The sequence below is a fragment of the Streptomyces sp. NPDC048291 genome, assembly GCF_043201715.1.
Lineage (GTDB): Bacteria > Actinomycetota > Actinomycetes > Streptomycetales > Streptomycetaceae > Streptomyces.
Window position 1 is genome coordinate 87328 of record NZ_JBICZC010000023.1, and the last position, 17903, is coordinate 105230.

Sequence of the window (17903 nt, forward strand, 5' to 3'; positions counted from 1 at the left end):
AAAGGCCCCGTCATGAGACAACCCCCGCCCCTGGAGGCCTGCGCCGAACTGCGCACCCGGGTCAGGGACCTGACCGCGTCCTGGCGTTCCTCCGCCCGCTATGTGCCGCGCAGCGACTCCTGGCTGCGGTCGTTCGACCCAGAGTTCAGCAAGGCGCTTGCCGCGGACGGCCTGATCGCCATGACGTACCCGCGGGAGTTCGGCGGTGCGGGCCGTACGAACGTCGAACGGCTGGCGGTCACCGAGGAGTTGCTGCGGGCGGGAGCGCCGGTCGCCGCGCACTGGATCGGCGACCGGCAGATCGGTCCGGCGATCCTGCGGCACGGCAGCCGTCGCCTCCAGGAGGAGATCCTGCCGCTGATCGCCTCCGCCGAGGCCGTGTTCTGCCTGGGCATGAGCGAACCGGAGGCAGGCTCCGACCTCGCCGCCGTGCGAACGTCCGCGACCCCGGTCGACGGCGGCTGGCTGCTTTCCGGGCACAAGATCTGGACCAGCCACGCCCACCGGGCCACGCATGCCTACGTCCTTGCCCGCACCGCGCGGACGGAACGCAAGCACGAGGGGCTGACCGAGTTCGTCCTGGACATGCGTGCCGACGGTGTCTCGACCACACCGATCGTCGACCTCGCCGGCGAACACCACTTCAACGAGGTGCGATTCGAGGAAGTCTTCGTCCCCGGCCACCGCGTGATCGGCGAGGTCGGCAACGGCTGGCGGCAGGTTGTCGAACAGCTGTCGTTCGAGCGAGGTGGGGCAGAACGGTTCCTCTCCAGCTATCCCGTCCTCACCGAGCTGATCGCCCTGGCGGCCGAGCGGGACGACGCCGAACTCCGGTCGCTCCTCGGCTCGTTGGTCGCGCGGCTGGCTGTGTTGCGGCGCCTGTGCTGGGAGGTTGCCCGGCGCATGGACGCCGGGCAGGCGCCGGTACAGGAGGCGGCGGCCCTGAAGTACCTCGGGAACGCATTCGAGTACGACGTGATCGAGGCTCTGCGCCGTACCGCCGGACACCACGAGCCATCGCCCGAGAGCCTCTTCGGCCAGGCGCTGCTCGCCTCCCCCGGCTTCGGTCTGCGCGGTGGATCGGCCGAGGTCCTGCTGTCCCTCATCGCCCGTCAGGAGACCCGGTCATGAGCGAGTACGCCGCGGAACTGAGGGAGTTGGCGGCATCCGTCCTGCCCGAGGACGGGGGTACCCCGACCGTCGGGCGGGCGCGGGAGGTGTTGGCCGGGGTACGTGAGCTGGGGCTGCCGAGGATCGGTGTTCCCGAGGAACGCGGGGGGTCGGGCGGCACCCTGGACGATCTGCTGGTGGCCGTCGAGGCGTTGGCGGCTCGCGGCGCCGGTGTGCCACTGATCGAGTCCTCGGTGGCGGACTGGGTGATCGGTCATGTCCGGCCGCTGGACGAGGCGTTCGCCGTGACAGCGCTGCTCGACGGGGCGCCGGGGGTGGTCGAGGCCGGGAGCACTCTCACCGGGGAACTGGCGGCCGTTCCGTGGGCGCGGGACGCGTCACTGCTCCTGGCCTGCGGACCGGGACGGGAGCCGCTGATCATCGATCTGCGACACGATTCGGTGGGGCTGCGCGCCAGCGAGAATCTCGCTGGGGAACCGCGCGACACCGTGCTGCTGGATCATACCCCGGCAGTCCCCGTCGCCTCCGGGCCCCGCTACCCGGAGATCCGGGCTCGCCTGGCCCTGCTGTGGTCGGCCGCCGTGACCGGCGCCGCGCACGGGGCATACCGGCTGACCAAGGCATACGTGTCCGAGCGCGAGCAGTTCGGCGCTCCTCTGCTGCGGCTGCCGGCGGTTTCATCAGGGCTCGCGTCGATGAGGGTGCAGCTGATGCAGGCGGACGCGGCACTGGGGCTGGCGCGGGAGGCGGTGGCGGAACCGGGGTGGCTGGACGTGGCTTCGGCCGTGGCCGTGGCGCGTGTCACCACGGCCCGGACGGCGACCGAAGTGGCGCGTGCGGCCCACCAGTTGCACGGGGCCATGGGCATCACGGGAGAGTACCCCCTCCACCACTTCACCCGTCGGCTGTGGGCGTGGCGGGACGCCGTGGCCACCGAGCGGGAGTGGGCCGACACGCTCGGCAAGCGGGCAGCGGACCTGGGCGAGGACGCGGTCTGGACCCGGCTGACGGCATCCGGATCGTAGAAGAGGCGAGGTCCGGGCTTCCCGAACCCCGCCCCCCCGGCCGGGCCAACCGGGTCGTGCGGCTCGAACACCGGGCCGCGGGGCGCCCCGCGGCCCGACCGGCCGTCCTGGTCAACGGTCCGGACGAACGCTTGACCGCCGGTCAGAGGACTTCCCGACGACGCTGTACGGCCGACGGCTGCACATCACCGTGCTCGACAACCGGGGCACCGGGCTGTCGACGAGGTTCCACGCGCGCGGCGGCCCGGACCCCGCGGCCGTGGGCCAGGGCGTCGGCCGCCGACGAGACACCTCTCGCACCCTGCATGCCGTCATCGGACAGGGCCGACGACATCGCTGGGCTGCCCCGGCACCTCGGACTGGCCTCCGTGTCCATCATCGGACTGACGCAGGCCGCCGCTCGGAGTCCCGCCTCGTACTACCGGCGGGCAATGAGGGCGACCGACGCTGGGCCGGGCCGGGCCGCTAGGAGATGGGCGAGTTGAACGCGTTGCGCTCCCGGCCCGGCCCGGTGAAGACGAAGTCCAGTTCGACCACCGAACCGAACAGGCTGAGCCCGGTCGCGAACAGGTCGGTACGGATGTGCACCTGGGCGCCGTGCCGTCCGTAGGCGTACTCCTCGGTCTGTGAGAACACCGCGGAGGCCGCCATGCGCTCGTCGATCTCCCGGTCACCGTCCTCGCCGCGGGCCTTGAGGACCTGCAGCCCCTGGATGCGCGAGGCGAACTCCGGGTGCGCCGCCACCTCGGCCCGCAGTCCGGTCACCGCGGCTTCGAGGTCCTCCAGCCTGCTGTAGTGCAGCCCGAAGTGCAGATACGACTCCGGCCACCTGGCCCGCTGGTCGAGGAAGGCGGTCAGCGCCGGGTGGGCGTCGTCGGTGCCGAGGCCCAGCTGTTTCGCGATGACGGTCTCCAGTTCGAGCTGGGCCGGCTTGAGGGCGAACAGGTAGACGATGTTGTCGGCGCGGGCTGGTGTGTCCCGGTCCATGGCGATGACGTAAAGCGGCTCTTCGGAGAACTGGTTGGGGAACTCCTGGACCCGGGCTCCGAGCAGTTCGAAGAACCGGGTCGCGAGAGCCCGCTCTCCCGGACGGAAGTGGAGGGCGAGATGCCCGAGGCTCGCACTCGGTGCGGGCACCGTTCCCGCCGGTACGCGATCGTTCGCGGTGTTCGTGGGCGCCATGTCCGGCTCATCTCCTCGTGCTGCGGATACTCGGTGGGGGCCCGGTCGCCGTGGAACCGGACCGGGTTCATTCGGGCTGCGGCGCCGCGAACCGGCTGCGCGGAGGGGCCGGTGCCCTTCGCGCGGTGAGCTGTTCCGCGCGGTCCCGCATGGCTCCGAGCACCGAGTCGGGCTGCGTGACGATGTAGAACTCACCGTCGGCGGCCTGCCGCAGAATGGTCGCGGCAGCCTCCTCAGGGCTGATGGCCCGCTCGCGGACCCGGAACATCGCCTCGCGCTCCTTCTCGGCCGCGCCCAGGTCACCGCCGTCGACACCGCCCGCGTCGTCGAAGATGCGCGAGGTCACGGCCCCGGGCAGCACGGCGCTCACCCGGATGTGCCGGGCGCCGGCGAGTTCGACCTCCTGGTACAGGCACTCGGTCATGGAGAGCACGGCGTGCTTGCTCATGATGTACGGCGTCTGCAACGGCCACGCCGTCACCGAGCCGATGGAGGCCAGGTTGAGCACCCACGCGGACTCGGAGCGGGCCAGGAGGTGCGGCAGGAAGGCGCGGATGCCGTGGAACACGCCGCTGATGTTGACGGCCACGAGCCGCTCCCAGTTGGCCACCGGAGTGTCCCAGAGGTAGCCGAACTGCTGTATTCCCGCGTTGTTGACGAGCAGCCGGGGCGGCCCGGACTCCTTGACCACCCGGTCGGCCAGATCCTGTACTGCGGCGGCGTCACGTACGTCGACGACGGCCGGTGTGGCCTGCCCGCCGTCGGCCGTGATGTCGGCGCAGGTACGCTCCAGCGCGGCCCGGTCGACGTCGGCGAGCACGACGTTCATCCTGAGCGCGAGCGCGGCGTGCCGGGCCAGCCCGGCACCGATGCCGGCGGCCGCGCCGGTGATCACTGCGGTGCCGCCGCCGAACACCTCGACTGAGCTGGCCATCGCATCTCCTTCTTCCGTTCTCCTGACATGGGTGCGTGCGTCGGGTGTGACGAGTCGCGGTGGCTCACCCGCGGGCCGCCGCCCGCCCGGCCCTGCGGCCGAAGAAACTCCCGTCGCCCAGGGAGACACCGCTGGCGTACCCGCCCGCGGCGACGCCGGCGGCCGTGCGGCCCGCCGCGTACAGCGCCGCGATCGCCTCGCCGTCGACGTCGAGAACCGCTCCGCCGGCGTCGGTGCGCAGCCCGCCCAGGGTGAAGCCGGAGGTCTGGCCACGCACGTCGTAGACCCCGTAGGGCGGACGCAGCGGCCGTACCCACGGGGCGGCCTTGTGGTGGACGGGGTCGCGCCCGTCGGCGGCGTGCCGGTTGTACAGGGTGACCGTCGCGGCCAGCGCGCCGGGCGGCACCTCCATCGCCTTCTCCAGCTCGGCGAGGTCGTCGCCGACCCAGCGGGGCTGGGGCGGTGGCAGCATCGACGCGGTGGGGCGGTCGGCCGCCGCGGCGTCGGCGCCCTCCTCGTCGATGACGACGAAGCCCTGGCTGGCATGGTGCATCAGCAGTTCCTGACCGATCCGCCCGGGGTAGGTGTCCTCGTTGATCACCCGCTCGCCCCTGGCGTTGACCACGATGCCCCGGATCATCAGACCCGGGTCGGTGTGGACGGCGGCCTCGCAGGCCCACAGATGGGCGACGTCCGCGCCGATGGCCTGGGCGGCCCGGATCGCCCGGCCGTCATGCTGCTCCACGGCCGACCCGGGCCGTCCGCGGAGCACCGGGACGTGCCGGTCGACCATGTCCGCGTGGTAGGTGAAGCCGCCAGCGGCCAGCACGACACCGCGCCGCGCCCGGATCGCCACCTCCTCGGCGAGACTGCGCGCGATCACCCCGCTGACCCGGCCGCCGTCGGCGACCACGAGCCTCTGGAAGCGGGTGTGGTAGCGGACCCGCGCACCGGACTCCTCGGCGGTGGCGGCGAGATGCCTCATGAGCTCGTACCCGGCTCCGCGTTCACCCGTCCGCTTGTCCGCCATGCGCGGCAGGTGTCCGCGAGGCGCCGGCGGAGCAATGTCGGCGAACGGGTGGGCGTTCTCCCCACCGGAGTACATCAGGCCCTCGTCACCGGGCGGTTCCCAGGCGGGGCGGTCGAAGAAGGCCGCCCGGAACGGCACTCCGCACCGCGTCAGCCAGTCGAAGTGCTCGACGCTGTGTTCCGCGTACTCCGCGAGCTTGGCGGTGTCGGCAGCGGGCCCCATGGCCGCCTCCAGGAAGCGGTACATGGCTTCCGGGGTGTCATGGAACCCACAGGCCCGCTGCAGGGCGGTGCCGCCGCCGAGATAGACGAACCCGCCCGCGAGGACTGCCGCGCCGCCCCATCCACCGGCGTGTTCAATAAGGAGCACATCGACCCCTTCGACCGCGGCTCCGATCGCGGCGGCCGCCCCGGCGACGCCGTATCCGACGATCACGACGTCGGCCTCGCCGTCCCAGTGACGCACCTCGCGGGCGTGCCGCGGTCGCGCCGTCATGCGGACCACCCCGGTGAACCGACCGCCGAGGGTCCCCGTCTCGCACGGTCGGGGAAAGGCCGACGCTCCTGAGTGATCCGCATCCCGGCTCCCTTCTCCGGTCCACTTCCCTACCGGCGCGTACCGCGACGCGTCCCCCGCGGCTCTCACTGAGCGGGAGCCGGAGCGTGCGAACGGGTTCGGGAGCGGCGGCGTTGACGCGCGCGGACAGATTTCCCTACGCTCCGCTGACCAAGCGAGCGCTTGATTGGAAGGTGCGATGGACCAGCAGGAACCGGAGCCCGCCGGCGTCTGGCGGGGCTGCGATCTCGGCAGCAGGACGATCTCCTACGACGAACGTGACGCGATCCTCTACGCCCTGGCCGTGGGCGCCCGCCCGGCCGACCACCTCGACCTGGTCTTCGAGCGCGGGCTGCGCGTACTCCCCACCTTCGCCCTGACACTCGCCCAGTGGGCACCGGACGTGCTGGCGGACCGGGGCGCCTTCGGCGGCGCCACCGCACTGCACGGCGCCCAGCGACTGACGGTTCGCCAGTCGCTGCCGCCCGTCGGGAAGTTGACATGCTCGGCCACCGTCTCCGAAGTGTGGGACAAGGGCGGGGCCGCGGTGTTCGAGGTGGCGGTGGACAGCGCGTACTTCCACGCGGTCTGGTCCGTCTTCGCGCCCGGCCGCGGCGGGTTCGGCGGCGAGCGGGGGCCGGGGCGTCCGCCCGCACCCACGGGACGGCCGACCCACCGGACCGGGCTGGAGACGTTCGCGACCCAGGCCGCGCTGTACCGGCTCACCGGCGACCGGCATCTCATCCACGTCGATCCCGCCGCCGCGGCGGCCATCGGGCAGCCCCGCCCGATCCTGCACGGGCTGTGCACCCTGGCGGGCACCGCGCTGCGACTGGCCGACACCCTCGGCGCCCACCCGGCCGACCTCACCGAACTGGAGGGCCGGTTCGCCGCCCCGGTCCTGCCCGGCGAGGCGCTCTCCGTCGCGGCCTGGGAGAACGCGGAGGACGCCGCCTTCGAGGTCACCCGCGACGGCGAGCCCGTGCTGTCCGGGGGCCGGGTCCGCTTCGGCGGGCCGTGACCCGCGACGGACTACGAAACCAATCAAGCGCTTGGTAGAGTGCGATCCGCGGCACCGGCAGATGACCGCCCGAGCGCACCGACCGGACCGCGAACGCCCGTGGCCCGCCGGGCGTCGGAGGCGCAGGCCCCCGACGCCCCATCCCTCTGCCCACTGGGCCCGCCCCAGGGGCGGCGCGAGAAGGAGATCCGGTATGACCGCCCCCACCGCACCCGTCCATCCCGCCCTGCACACCCCGCTGTGCGACCTGGTCGGTGTCCGCTATCCGATCGTGCAGACGGGGATGGGCTACGTCTCCGGACCCGAGCTGACCGCGGCGACCGCGGCGGCCGGCGGCCTGGGCATCCTGGCGAGCGCGACCCTCACCCTGGAGCAGACCCGTGACGCGATCCGTGCCATCCGGGAACGCACCGACGCGCCGTTCGGTGTGAACATGCGCGGCGACGCGCCCGACGTCCTGGAACGCGGCCAACTCCTGGTGCGCGAAGGCGTACGGATCGCGTCCTTCGCACTCGCCCCGAACGAACGCGTCATCCGTACGCTGAAGGACTCCGGCCTGATCGTCATCCCGTCGATCGGCGCCCGCCGCCACGCCGAGAAGGTCCAGGCGTGGGGGGTGGACGCGGTCGTCGCACAGGGTGCCGAGGGAGGCGGCCACACCGGCGGTGTGCACACGTCGATCCTGGTGCCGCAGGTGGTGGACGCGGTGGACATCCCGGTGATCGCGGCCGGTGGTTTCCGGGACGGCCGCGGCCTGGTGGCCGCGCTCGCCCAGGGCGCCGTGGGCATCGCGATGGGCACCCGCTTCCTGCTGACCAGCGACAGCACCGTGCGCGACTCGGTCAAGACCGAGTACCTCAGCCGCTCGGTCACCGACACCGTCGTCACCCCCGTGCTCGACGGCATCCCCCAGCGGGTGCTGCGCACCGCCCCGGTGGAGCGGCTGCTGCGGGAGCGGGCACCGGCCCGCCTGGCCCGGTCGCTGCGCCACGCGATCGCCTTCCGGAACGTGTCGGGCACCTCTTGGTCCGACCTGATCCGCGAGGGACTCGCGATGCGCCGCAGCCACGACCTCGGCTGGTCCCAGGTCCTGATGGCCGCGAACACGCCGATGATGCTGCGGGCCAGCATGGTCGACGGCCGAACCGACCTGGGCACCCTGGCCTCCGGCCAGGTCGCGGGCGTCATCGACGACCTGCCCAGCTGCAAGGAACTGATCGACCGGATCATCGCCGAGGCCGACTCCGTCCTCACCCGTCTGACCCGCACCGGCGCCGAGCGGTGACCACGACCGACCGGCCCTCCCCACCGACCCCCTTGACAGCAGGAGAACGTATGGGCACCGAACTCGTCCGGACCACCGTCGACGATCGCGGCGTCGCCGAGGTGGTCGTCGACTGCCCGCCGGTCAACGCCCTGCCGGTGGCGGGCTGGTACCGGCTCGCGGAGACCGTCGAACAGCTCGGCCGCGACCCGGACACCCGGGTCGTGCTGCTGCGGGCCGAGGGCCGCGGCTTCAACGCCGGCGTGGACATCAAGGAACTCCAGGCCGACAGCGGCCACGCCGCCATCATCGGCGTGAACCGCGGCTGCTTCGCGGCGTTCGCGGCGATCTACGACTGCGCGGTACCGGTCGTCTCCGCGGTCCACGGCTTCTGCCTGGGCGGCGGAATCGGCCTGGTGGGGAACTCGGACGTGATCGTCGCCGCCGAGAGCGCCTATTTCGGGCTGCCCGAGGTGGACCGGGGCGCGCTCGGCGCCGCGACGCATCTCTCCCGGCTCGTCCCGCAGCACAAGGCCCGCGCCATGATGTACACCTGCGCCACCGCGAGCGCGGCCGAACTGCACGCTTACGGCTCCGTCCTGGAGGTCGTGCCGGACGACCGGCTGCGTGAGCGCGCCCTTGAGCTGGCGGGCGAGATCGCCGGGAAGAACCCGGCGGTGATCCGCGCAGCCAAGGAGGCGTTCAACGGCATCGACCTGTGGGACGTCAAGCGCAGCTACCGCTACGAGCAGGGCTTCACCTTCGAGGTCAACCTCTCCGGCGTCGCACACCAGGTCCGCGACGGCTTCGGCCGACCCGCCGACGGAAAGCGGTGAGCCGTGGACCTCACCTGGAGCCCCGAGGAGGAGGCCTTCCGCGAGGAGGCGCGCACGTGGCTGGCACACAACGTCCCGAGGACCCCGCTGCCCTCGGGTGACACCCGGGAGGGCTTCACCGCCCATCTGGAATGGGAGCGGACGCTGTTCGAGGCCCGCTGGTCGGTGGTGTCCTGGCCCGGGGAGTACGGCGGGCGGGACGCGACGCTGTGGCAGTGGCTGATCTTCGAGGACGAGTACTACCGGGCTGGCGCGCCCGCCAGGGTGACACAGAACGGCATCTTCCTGCTGGCCCCCACCGTCTTCGCGTTCGGCACCGAGGAGCAGCAGCGGCGCGTCCTGCCCCGGATGGCCGCGGCCCAGGACCTCTGGGCGCAGGGCTGGTCGGAGCCCGGCGCGGGCAGCGATCTGGCGGGCACCCGCAGCCGGGCGGTCCGCGACGAGCCCGCCGGCGGCTGGCGGCTGACCGGCCAGAAGACCTGGACCACCCGCGGCGCCTTCTGCACACATCTCTTCGGCCTCTTCCGCACCGACCCGGACGCCGAACGCCACCACGGCCTGACCTACTTCCTGGTCCCCCTGGACGCACCCGGCGTCACGGTCCGCGGCTTCGAACGCCTCGACGGCGACGAGGGGTTCGCCGAGGTCTTCCTGGACGACGTGTTCGTGCCCGACGCCGATGTGCTCGGCGGTGTCGGCGAGGGCTGGCGGGTCGCGATGGCCACCACCGGATCCGAACGCGGGCTGACCCTGCGCTCCCCCGGCCGATTCCTGCACGCCGCCGACCGGCTCCTCGACCTGGCCCGCACCCGGGCCGACGGCCCCGGCACGCACCGGGACCGGGTCGTGCAGTCGTGGATCGAGGCACAGGCGTACGAGCTGTTCACTCTGGAGCAGGTGACCTCGATCGTGGAGGGGCGCCAGATCGGCGCGGAGTCCAGCCTGAACAAACTGTTCTGGTCACAGCTCGACATCGCCCTGCACGAGACGGCCATGGACCTGCTCGGCCCGGAGGCCGAGACCGACGGCCCCTGGAGCCGGGGCTTCCTCTTCTCCCTGGCGGGACCCATCTACGCCGGGACCAACGAGATCCAGCGCAACATCGTCGCCGAGCGGCTGCTCGGCCTGCCGAGGAGGTGACCGCGAACCATGCGCTTCGCCGTAGCCGAACAGGACACCGCCCTCGCCGAGGCGGCCGGTGAGGTACTGGCCAAACAGGTCGACGCCGACCGGATCCGGGCCGGGTGGCCCGATGGGCAGGTCGGGAGCGTCGACGCCGTGTGGCGCACCCTCGCCGAGGTCGGCGTCACCGCGGCACTGGTCCCCGAGAGCGCCGACGGCCTCGGGCTCGACGAGAACGCCCTGCCGCCGCTGATGGAGGCCCTCGGCCGCAGTGGTCTCCCGGTGCCCGCCGCCGAGACCGTGGCGGTCGGCGCCCCGCTGCTCGCCGCAGTCGGCGCACCCGAACTACCGTCGGTGCTGGCGGGCTCGGCACTGCTGACGGTCTCGCTCGCCCCCGGCGCCCCGGTGCCGTTCGCGGCCCGCGCCGACCTGATCGCCGTCCCCGGCGACGACGGACTGCGGCTGTACACGCGCGACGAGGTGCGCGCCGAGCCGGTCGACTCGGTGGACGGATCACGCCGGTTGGCCCGGGTCACCCCGCAGGCGGGTTCCGGGCGGCCGCTCGCCGAGGGTCCCGAGGCACTCGCCGCGGCCCGTCGACGGGGCGTCCTGGCGACCTCGGCCCTGCTGATCGGTCTCGGCGAGCGGATGCTCGAACTGACCGTGGCCTATGTGCAGCAGCGCCGCCAGTTCGGCGTGCAGGTCGGCTCGTTCCAGGCGGTCAAGCACGCCCTCGCCGGCGTGGAGGTGGCACTGCGGTTCGCGCGTCCGGCAGTCCTCGCCGCGGGCTGGGCCCAGGCGTCCGGCGACCCGGAGGCCGGGACGCGCACCGCCATGGCCAAGGTGCTGGCCTCCGACGCGGCCCGCAGGACCGCGCGTACGGCGATCCAGTGTCACGGCGCCATGGGGTACACCACCGAGTACGACCTCCACCTGTACGCCAAACGGGCGTGGGCACTGGCCGCGGACTGGGGCGGCACTGCCGAGCACCGGGACTTCATCGCACGACGGCTCGGACTCACCGGCGTCAGCGGACCGACCGAGGGAGCGGGAACGTGAGCGGAATCTGCCAGGACCGGGTGGTCGTCGTCACCGGCGCGGGGCAGGGCCTGGGCCGGGAGCATGCCCTGGCCCTGGCCGCCGCGGGCGCCCGGGTCGTCGTGAACGACCTGGGGGAGACGGCGAAGGCCGTGGCCCACGAGATCACCGCAGACGGCGGCACCGCGGTGGCCGACCTCGGCGACGTCAGCGACTGGGACTACGCGGAGGGGCTGATCACCCGCGCGGTCCGTGAGTTCGGCACTCTGGACGCGCTGGTGAACAACGCCGGCCTCAACCGGGACCGGATGCTCGTCTCCATGACGGAGGCCGAGTGGGACCTGGTCCTCAAGGTCGACCTCAAGGGCCACGCCGCCCCGCTGCGGCACGCCGCCGCGTACTGGCGGGAACGCAGCAAGCAGGGCCGTCCGGTCGACGCCCGGATCGTCAACACCAGTTCCGGCGCCGGGCTGATGGGCAGTGTCGGACAGGGCAACTACGGGGCCGCGAAAGCGGGCATCGCCGCGCTCACCGTGATCGCGGCGGCCGAACTGGCCCGCTACGGAGTCACCGTGAACGCCGTCGCACCCTCCGCACGGACGCCCATGACCGAGGCGGTGGAGGCGTTCGCCGAGAAGATGCGGGTACCGGAGACCGGCTTCGACATCATGCACCCGGGCAACGTGTCGCCGCTCGTCGTGTGGCTGGTCTCCGCCGAATCGGCCGATGTCACCGGGCGGGTCTTCGAGGCCGAGGGCGGGGCGATCGGCGTTGCCGACGGCTGGCGCCACGGCCCGGAACGCGTTCTCGACCGCCGCTGGCTCTCCGGTGAGATCGGCCCGGCGGTCCGCGAGATGCTCGCCGAGGCACCGGCGCCGTCGGAGGTCTACGGAGCCTGAACCCGCACACACGTGAGTACGACGCCGGCCGGTGTTGCCATCGGGCGGCGTCGTACTCACGTGTGTGCGGGTTCAGTGGCCGCTCGGCGCCAGCGTGTCCCGCGGTATCCCGTGGCTTCCCCGGAAGTAGAGCAGCGGTCCGTCGTGACGCTCCACGCGCAGCTCTTGCACCCGGCCCACGACGATGTCGTGGTCACCGCCGTCGTGCACGGCTTCGATCGTGCAGCCGAGCCACGCCAGCACACCGTCCAGGACCACGGTCCCGCCGGGCGAGCGCCGCGAGCCGACCGCGTCGAACTTGAGGCCGGTGCTGCTGCCGAACGCCTCGCAGGCCTCGTGCTGGTCCTCGGCGAGGATGTTCACCCCGAAGCGGCCGGACCGGCGGATGCGCGGCCAGCTCGTGGAGTTGTGCCCCGGGCAGAACAGCACGAGGGGCGGGTCGAGGGAGAGCGAGGAGAACGACTGGCAGGCCAGACCGAGCCGGTCGTCACCGTCCACTCCGGTGATCACCGTCACTCCGGTGGCGAACTGCCCCAGGACGGTGCGGAACATCCGTGCGTTCGCGCTGGGCAGCATGGGAACTCCTTCGGTGTCCGGTGAGCGGGACGGCTCAGTCGTAGACGACCTCGACACGGTCCGTGAGCGGTACCGCCTGGCAGGCGAGGACATAGCCCTCCGCGAGGTCTTCCTCCTCCAGCACGGTGTTGCGCAGCATCTTCACCTCTCCGTCGACCACCCGGCAGGCGCAGGCGCTGCACGCGCCCTCCCGGCACGAGAAGGGGGCGTCGACGTCCTGTGCCCGCAGCAGGTCGAGCAGTGTGGTGCGGGCCGGCCAGGGGAACGTCCGGCGTCGGCCGTCGAGTTCGACGGTCACCGTCGCCGTCTCCGCGGCGTCGGCGGGCAGTTGCGCCGGGCTGGCGGTCAACATCGCGAACGGGTCCGACGCCAGCGACCGGTACTCCTCGGTCAGGACCCGGGTGCGGTCGACGCCCAGGTGTTCCAGCGCCTCGGCCGCCGCCCGCATGAAGGGCGCCGGACCGCAGAGCAGCGCGGCGTCGGGTGCGGCCCAGGGCCGAACCAGTGCTGCCAGCCGTGCCGCGTCGGGCAGTCCCTGGAGCGTCTCCAGCCAGTGGAGCACTTGGAAGCGGTCCGGGTACGCCTCGGTGAGGCGCCGCAGTTCGGCCGCGAAGATCACCGACCGGTCGTCGCGGTTGGCGTACACCAGCAGCGCCCTGCCGCCCTCCTGGACCCGCGCCCGCAGGATCGACATGACGGGGGTGATTCCGCTGCCCGCCGCGAACAACACCAGGTTCCGGTGGTCCGACGCCGGCGTGAACCGGCCGGCCGGGGGCAGTGTCTCGACCGTGTCGCCGGGGCGGAGCCGGTCGCAGATCCAGTTGGACGCCATGCCGCCGGGCACCCGCTTGACCGTGATGGTCGGGCGGGTGTCCCCCGGTGCGCTGGACAGCGAGTAGCAGCGGGCCACCCACCCGTCCGGCGCCGGGATCCGCAGGGTCAGGAACTGGCCCGGTCTGTGGCGCAGTTCGGTGCCTTCCCCCGCGTCGAAGGAGACGGACACCGCGTCGTCCGTCTCCGGGGTGACCTCGGCCACCCGCAACGTCAGGATCGGGTCGGTCACTGGTCGACCACCGCCAACGCCCCGTCCCGTACCGCTCGTTCGATCGTCGCCCGCAGCCGTGTGCACGTGGGTATCACCGCGGTCCGGGGACGCCCGGCGACGGCGAGCACCTCGGCGAACTCCGCACAGTCCTCGGCGCCGTCGGGCCACTGCACCGAGGTCTGCGCCAGGCTGCTCTTGCGTACCAGTACCGTGGTCGGGCAGGCCCCGCACTCCAGTGCCTGCACCTGTGTGGTCCTCTCCGGGTCCGCGAGCGGCACCGGTGCGTGCGCGCTCACGCCGGCCTGAGCGGCACGCCGCCCTGGCGCTTGAGGTTGTCCTCGACCTCCCGGGTCCAGAACTCCACCGCGCGATCGGTGTCGAGTTCGAACTCAAAGCGGTTGGTCATCTCCGGGGTGACGTCCCCGACGTCGACGTAGAACTGCTCGTACCAGCGTCTGAGCTGGTAGACCGGGCCGTCCTCCTCGCACAGCAGCGGGTTGTCGATCCTGGTCTTGTTCCGCCAGATCTCGACGTCCTGCAGGAAACCGGCCTCGACGCCCTTGGCCGTGGCCTCGGCGATGGCTCGGGCGGCCTCGTCCGACTGGTCCGGCTGCTTCTTGACGACGCAGCCCCACTGGAGCACGAAGCTCGTAGGGCTCACCGGGTAGTGGCAGTTGATCAGCACGGTCTCGGTGTTGATGAGCCCGTTGGAGCCGTACAGCCAGTCGATCATGTACGAGGGACCGAAGTACGTCGCCTCCGAACGGCTGACCCTCCGCTCCTCGCCCTCCGCCTTGGAGTAGCTCGTGCCGAAGCTGACATCGTCGCGACCCGTGGAGTGCATGTACTGCGTGGCGAGGTGTCCCTCGAACACGTTCTTGAAGTACACGGGGAACGAGTAGTGCACATAGAAGAAGTGGGCCATGTCGACCACGTTGTCCACGATCTCGCGGCAGTGGGAGCCCTCGATCAGGATCGAGTTCCACGTCCAGTCCGTCCACTCGTCCGAGAAGGCGGCGTCGATCCGCGGGATGTCCAGCTCGGGCGGCGGGGGGTTGCCCTGGGGATCGTGGTAGACGAACAGCTGCCGGTTCTGCTCCAGGACGGGCCAGGACTTGGTACGGGCCCGCGGCGGCACCCGCCGTGCGTACGGGATGTCCGCGCAGCGTCCGTTGCCTGCCCAGCGCCAGTCGTGGAAGGGGCAGGCGATCGCGTCGCCCTTGACCGTGCCCTGGGTGAGGTCGCCGCCCATGTGGGGGCAGTAGCCGTTGAGCACCTGGAGCTTTCCGGCGGTGTCCGCGAAGACGACGAGTTTGGTGCCGAACGCCTGCACGGCGTGCGGCTTGCCGTCCCGGAAGGTGTCGGCGAGCCCCAGGCAGTGCCAGCCCCGCGCGTACCGGACGGGGGGTGCCCCGGCCTCGATGACGCGGACACCGTCGTCCGACTCGACTGTTGCCATCGCTCCTCCATGTGTACGCGGGGTTGGGGCCGTCGTCGCAACTCGGCACGACGCCCCCATGGCCTACGGAGCGTCGCTCCCGATCGGCATCGTGCGAACCGGACGGCAGACCCAGGAAGGCCAGCTCCCGCTGACCGGGACGAACGGGCGGCCCGCCCCGAGGGCTTCTCGACGTCCGCGGCCCGGCTCCAGATGAGCCGGGTGCGCTCGGTGTCTTCATGACGTGCCCTCGCGGGTCAGGGCGGTGCGTCGGGCATGGCCCTCGGGCTGCCGGGGTGGCGGGACCGCGGGGGCACGGGCCCGTGCCGCCCGTCGCACGGACGGCCGAGGCCGGCGGGCACAGGGCCTCCCGCCCGTTCCGAAGAGACCTGCCGCCACGGCCTGTCGGACGGGAGCACGGAGAGCGGAGACGGAGGCCGGGCCGGTCCCGGTCAGCGGGAAACGCGTGCGGCGGCCCGTTCCCGACCGCCCTAGCTTCGGGCCGACCGGACGGCGGCTCCGCGAGGGGCGGTTCGCGGCGAGGATCGGAGGTTGTGATGGCGCACGAAGTGGTCCGCCGAATCGAGGAGGTCTCGGCGCTCCTGGCGGCGACGGCCCCGGAGACGGAAGGTCTGGGAAGGCTGTCCGACAAGAGCGTGGAGCTCATCCGAGAGGCGGGGGTGATGCGGCTGCTCCAGCCCCGGGACTTCGGCGGCTACGCGGCCCACCCCGCGGACTTCGCCGAGGCGGTCATGGCGGTGGCACGGAACTGCGGGTCCACCGGCTGGGTGTGCGGTGTCGGCGGGGTGCACCCCTGGGAGATGGCGCTGATGGACCGCAGACTGCAGGCCGAGGTGTGGGGGGACGACCCCGACACCTGGATCGCCTCCCCCTACGCACCCCAGGGCATCGCCACGCCGGTCGACGGCGGCTATGTGCTGAAGGGGCGCTGGAACTTCTCGTCCGGCACCGACCACTGTGACTGGATCTTCCTGGGCGCACTGGTCGCCGGCCCCGACGGCACACCACAGCAGCCGCTCAAGGGGCTGCACGTCGTACTGCCCCGCTCCGACTACACGATCGTCCCGGACTCCTGGGACGTGATCGGCCTGTGCGGCACCGGCAGCAAGGACATCGTCGTCGACGGCGCGTTCGTCCCCGACTACCGCACCATCGACAGCGCGGAGGTCGCCGAGGGCGAGAAGGCCGCCGAGCGCGCCGGCCGCTCCGACACGGTGTACCGGCTTCCGTTCTGGGCGATGTTCCCGCTGGGCATCACCGCGGCCGTGATCGGCATCGCCGAGGGCGCGCTCGCCGCCCATCTCGACTACCAGCGCGAACGCGTCACGGCGATGGGCACGAAGATCAAGGACGACCCGTATGTGCTGTCCGCGATCGGGGAGGCCGCCGCCGAGATCGGTGCCTCCCGCACCCAGCTCCTCGACGGCATCAGCCGGTTGTACGACAAGGCCGACGGTGGGCAGCCGATCACGTTCGAGGACCGCGCGGTCGTACGACGCAACCAGACCCGGTGCGCCTGGCGGGCGGTGGCGGCGGTCGACGAGATCTTCGCGCGTTCCGGCGGGAACGCGGTGCGCAGGCACAACGTCATGCAGCGCTTCTGGCGCGACGCGCACGTCGGCCTCCAGCACGCCATCCACACCCCGGGATCGATCTACCACACCGCCGCTCTCACCTCCATGGGCATCGAGCCCGAGGGAGGGCTGCGCGCTCTGATCTGAGCCCGCGGCCCTTCGCACGACCCGATACACCGACCACCGCACGCGGACGAGAACAGGGGATCATCATGGGCGACATCAGCTCGCTGGGCTACGTCAGGGTCAGGGCCTCCGACATGACGGCCTGGCGTTCCTTCGCATTCGAGACGGCGGGCTTCGCCGAGGGCAGTGGGCCCGAGCCGGGGGCGCTGTACCTGCGTATGGACGAACGCGCCGGACGGATCGTGATCCTGCCCGGCGAGGAGGACCGGGTCGAGGCAGTGGGCTGGGAGGTCCGCGACCATCTGGCGCTCACCCGGGTACGGCAGGCGGTCGAGGCGGCGGGGACCGGCACCAAGCCCCTGTCCCAGGAGGACTGCGACCTGCGCCGGGTCGAGGCGGGCTTCGCCTTCGAGGCCCCCGGTGGCACGCCGGTCGAGATCTTCCACGGGCCGGCCCTGGACCACAGCCCGCTCGCCACCCCGTACGGCAACCGGTTCGTCACTGGCAAGCTGGGCGCAGGGCATGCGGTGGTGCCGGTGAGTGACCTCGACGGTGCCTTCCGCTTCTACACCGAGACCCTCGGCTTCCTGCCGCGCGGCGCGTTCCGGCTGCCCGCCCCACCGGAGTTCGGGCCGGTCCGGCTGCGGTTCCTCGGGGTCAACGCCCGTCACCACAGCCTCGCCCTGCTGCCCTCGCCGGACCTCAAGGCCCCGGCGCTGGTGCACATCATGGTGGAGTGCGAGACGCTCGACGAGGTCGGGCGGGCCCTCGACCGGGTCCTCAAGGCGGGCTACCACCTCTCGTCCACGCTGGGACGGCACACCAACGACAAGATGATCTCCTTCTACGTGCGCACGCCCGGCGGCTGGGACCTGGAGATCGGCTGCGAGGGCACGCTCGTCGACGAGGACTCCTACACCGCCGAGGAGATCACCGCGGACAGCTACTGGGGCCACGCCTGGGACTTCAGCTGACGCTGCACCGCCCATCGCCCGGTATCAGGCCCGGGAAGCCCTGGCTTCCCGGGCGGTTTCGTTGAACGGGACCGGACCTCGCGCCCGAGGCCGGGACCTCCGAGTATCGCCG

The 17903-nt window shown here is 72.1% G+C and carries 17 protein-coding genes; 10 read left to right on the forward strand and 7 right to left on the reverse strand.

Annotated elements, in window-relative coordinates:
* Positions 1-12 precede the first annotated feature (12 nt).
* Complete coding sequence (locus tag ACGF5O_RS45675) at positions 13-1131, forward strand: acyl-CoA dehydrogenase family protein (RefSeq protein ID WP_393815853.1); 1119 nt, start codon at positions 13-15, stop codon at positions 1129-1131.
* The gene (locus ACGF5O_RS45680; protein WP_393815854.1) at positions 1128-2156 is read left to right on the forward strand and encodes an acyl-CoA dehydrogenase family protein; all 1029 of its coding nucleotides are present in this window, start codon (positions 1128-1130) and stop codon (positions 2154-2156) included. Before ACGF5O_RS45675 ends, ACGF5O_RS45680 begins: the two co-directional genes overlap by 4 nt.
* A 465-nt stretch (positions 2157-2621) precedes the next feature.
* Here the strand turns inward: ACGF5O_RS45680 and ACGF5O_RS45685 are convergent, their stop codons facing one another.
* The 3 genes from ACGF5O_RS45685 to ACGF5O_RS45695 all read right to left on the reverse strand — a co-directional run bounded on the left by ACGF5O_RS45685 (position 2622) and on the right by ACGF5O_RS45695 (position 5797).
* Positions 2622-3338, reverse strand: coding sequence for a hypothetical protein (locus ACGF5O_RS45685; protein ID WP_393815855.1), 717 nt, complete (start codon positions 3336-3338; stop codon positions 2622-2624).
* Positions 3339-3405: 67 nt separating this feature from the next.
* Positions 3406-4272 carry an SDR family NAD(P)-dependent oxidoreductase gene (locus ACGF5O_RS45690; protein WP_393815856.1) on the reverse strand — a complete coding sequence of 289 codons (867 nt, stop codon included), beginning with the start codon at positions 4270-4272 and terminating at the stop codon, positions 3406-3408.
* A 64-nt stretch (positions 4273-4336) separates the two neighbouring features.
* Positions 4337-5797, reverse strand: coding sequence for an FAD-dependent oxidoreductase (locus ACGF5O_RS45695; protein ID WP_393815857.1), 1461 nt, complete (start codon positions 5795-5797; stop codon positions 4337-4339).
* Positions 5798-6056: 259 nt separating this feature from the next.
* On the opposite strand from ACGF5O_RS45695, the gene ACGF5O_RS45700 reads away from it, so the two are divergent.
* From ACGF5O_RS45700 to ACGF5O_RS45725, 6 genes are all read left to right on the forward strand, one after another.
* Positions 6057-6878, forward strand: a complete 822-nt coding sequence (locus ACGF5O_RS45700) for a MaoC/PaaZ C-terminal domain-containing protein (protein ID WP_393815858.1) — start codon at positions 6057-6059, stop codon at positions 6876-6878.
* 193 nt (positions 6879-7071) lie between these two features.
* Positions 7072-8163 (forward strand): NAD(P)H-dependent flavin oxidoreductase, encoded by a 1092-nt coding sequence (locus ACGF5O_RS45705; protein WP_393815859.1) that lies wholly within the window; start codon positions 7072-7074, stop codon positions 8161-8163.
* A gap of 50 nt (positions 8164-8213) precedes the next feature.
* Positions 8214-8978 (forward strand): enoyl-CoA hydratase family protein, encoded by a 765-nt coding sequence (locus tag ACGF5O_RS45710; protein ID WP_393815860.1) that lies wholly within the window; start codon positions 8214-8216, stop codon positions 8976-8978.
* Positions 8979-8981: 3 nt separating this feature from the next.
* Positions 8982-10118, forward strand: coding sequence for an acyl-CoA dehydrogenase family protein (locus ACGF5O_RS45715; protein WP_393815861.1), 1137 nt, complete (start codon positions 8982-8984; stop codon positions 10116-10118).
* Between the two features lie 9 nt (positions 10119-10127).
* Entirely contained in the window at positions 10128-11159 is a 1032-nt protein-coding gene (locus tag ACGF5O_RS45720) for an acyl-CoA dehydrogenase family protein (RefSeq protein WP_393815862.1), read from the forward strand.
* On the forward strand, positions 11156-12037 hold the full coding sequence (locus ACGF5O_RS45725; protein ID WP_393815863.1) for an SDR family oxidoreductase: 882 nt from the start codon (positions 11156-11158) through the stop codon (positions 12035-12037). The genes ACGF5O_RS45720 and ACGF5O_RS45725 overlap by 4 nt, the downstream gene beginning before the upstream one ends.
* A gap of 72 nt (positions 12038-12109) precedes the next feature.
* On the opposite strand, the gene ACGF5O_RS45730 is transcribed toward ACGF5O_RS45725, so the two are convergent.
* Genes ACGF5O_RS45730 through ACGF5O_RS45745 form a run of 4 tightly spaced genes read right to left on the reverse strand, consistent with a single transcriptional unit; the run spans position 12110 to position 15117 of the window.
* Entirely contained in the window at positions 12110-12613 is a 504-nt protein-coding gene (locus ACGF5O_RS45730) for a flavin reductase family protein (protein ID WP_393815864.1), read from the reverse strand.
* 34 nt (positions 12614-12647) lie between these two features.
* Positions 12648-13676, reverse strand: coding sequence for a 2Fe-2S iron-sulfur cluster-binding protein (locus tag ACGF5O_RS45735; protein WP_393815865.1), 1029 nt, complete (start codon positions 13674-13676; stop codon positions 12648-12650).
* Positions 13673-13903: a hypothetical protein gene (locus ACGF5O_RS45740; protein ID WP_393815866.1), complete on the reverse strand. Its 231-nt coding sequence runs from the start codon at positions 13901-13903 to the stop codon at positions 13673-13675. The genes ACGF5O_RS45735 and ACGF5O_RS45740 overlap by 4 nt, the downstream gene beginning before the upstream one ends.
* A gap of 47 nt (positions 13904-13950) precedes the next feature.
* Entirely contained in the window at positions 13951-15117 is a 1167-nt protein-coding gene (locus ACGF5O_RS45745; RefSeq protein WP_393815867.1) for a Rieske 2Fe-2S domain-containing protein, read from the reverse strand.
* A gap of 536 nt (positions 15118-15653) precedes the next feature.
* Here ACGF5O_RS45745 and ACGF5O_RS45750 point away from each other — a divergent pair.
* The gene (locus ACGF5O_RS45750) at positions 15654-16838 is read left to right on the forward strand and encodes an acyl-CoA dehydrogenase family protein (protein ID WP_393815868.1); all 1185 of its coding nucleotides are present in this window, start codon (positions 15654-15656) and stop codon (positions 16836-16838) included.
* A 65-nt stretch (positions 16839-16903) separates the two neighbouring features.
* The gene (locus tag ACGF5O_RS45755) at positions 16904-17791 is read left to right on the forward strand and encodes a VOC family protein (RefSeq protein WP_393815869.1); all 888 of its coding nucleotides are present in this window, start codon (positions 16904-16906) and stop codon (positions 17789-17791) included.
* The last annotated feature ends 112 nt before the right edge of the window (positions 17792-17903 follow it).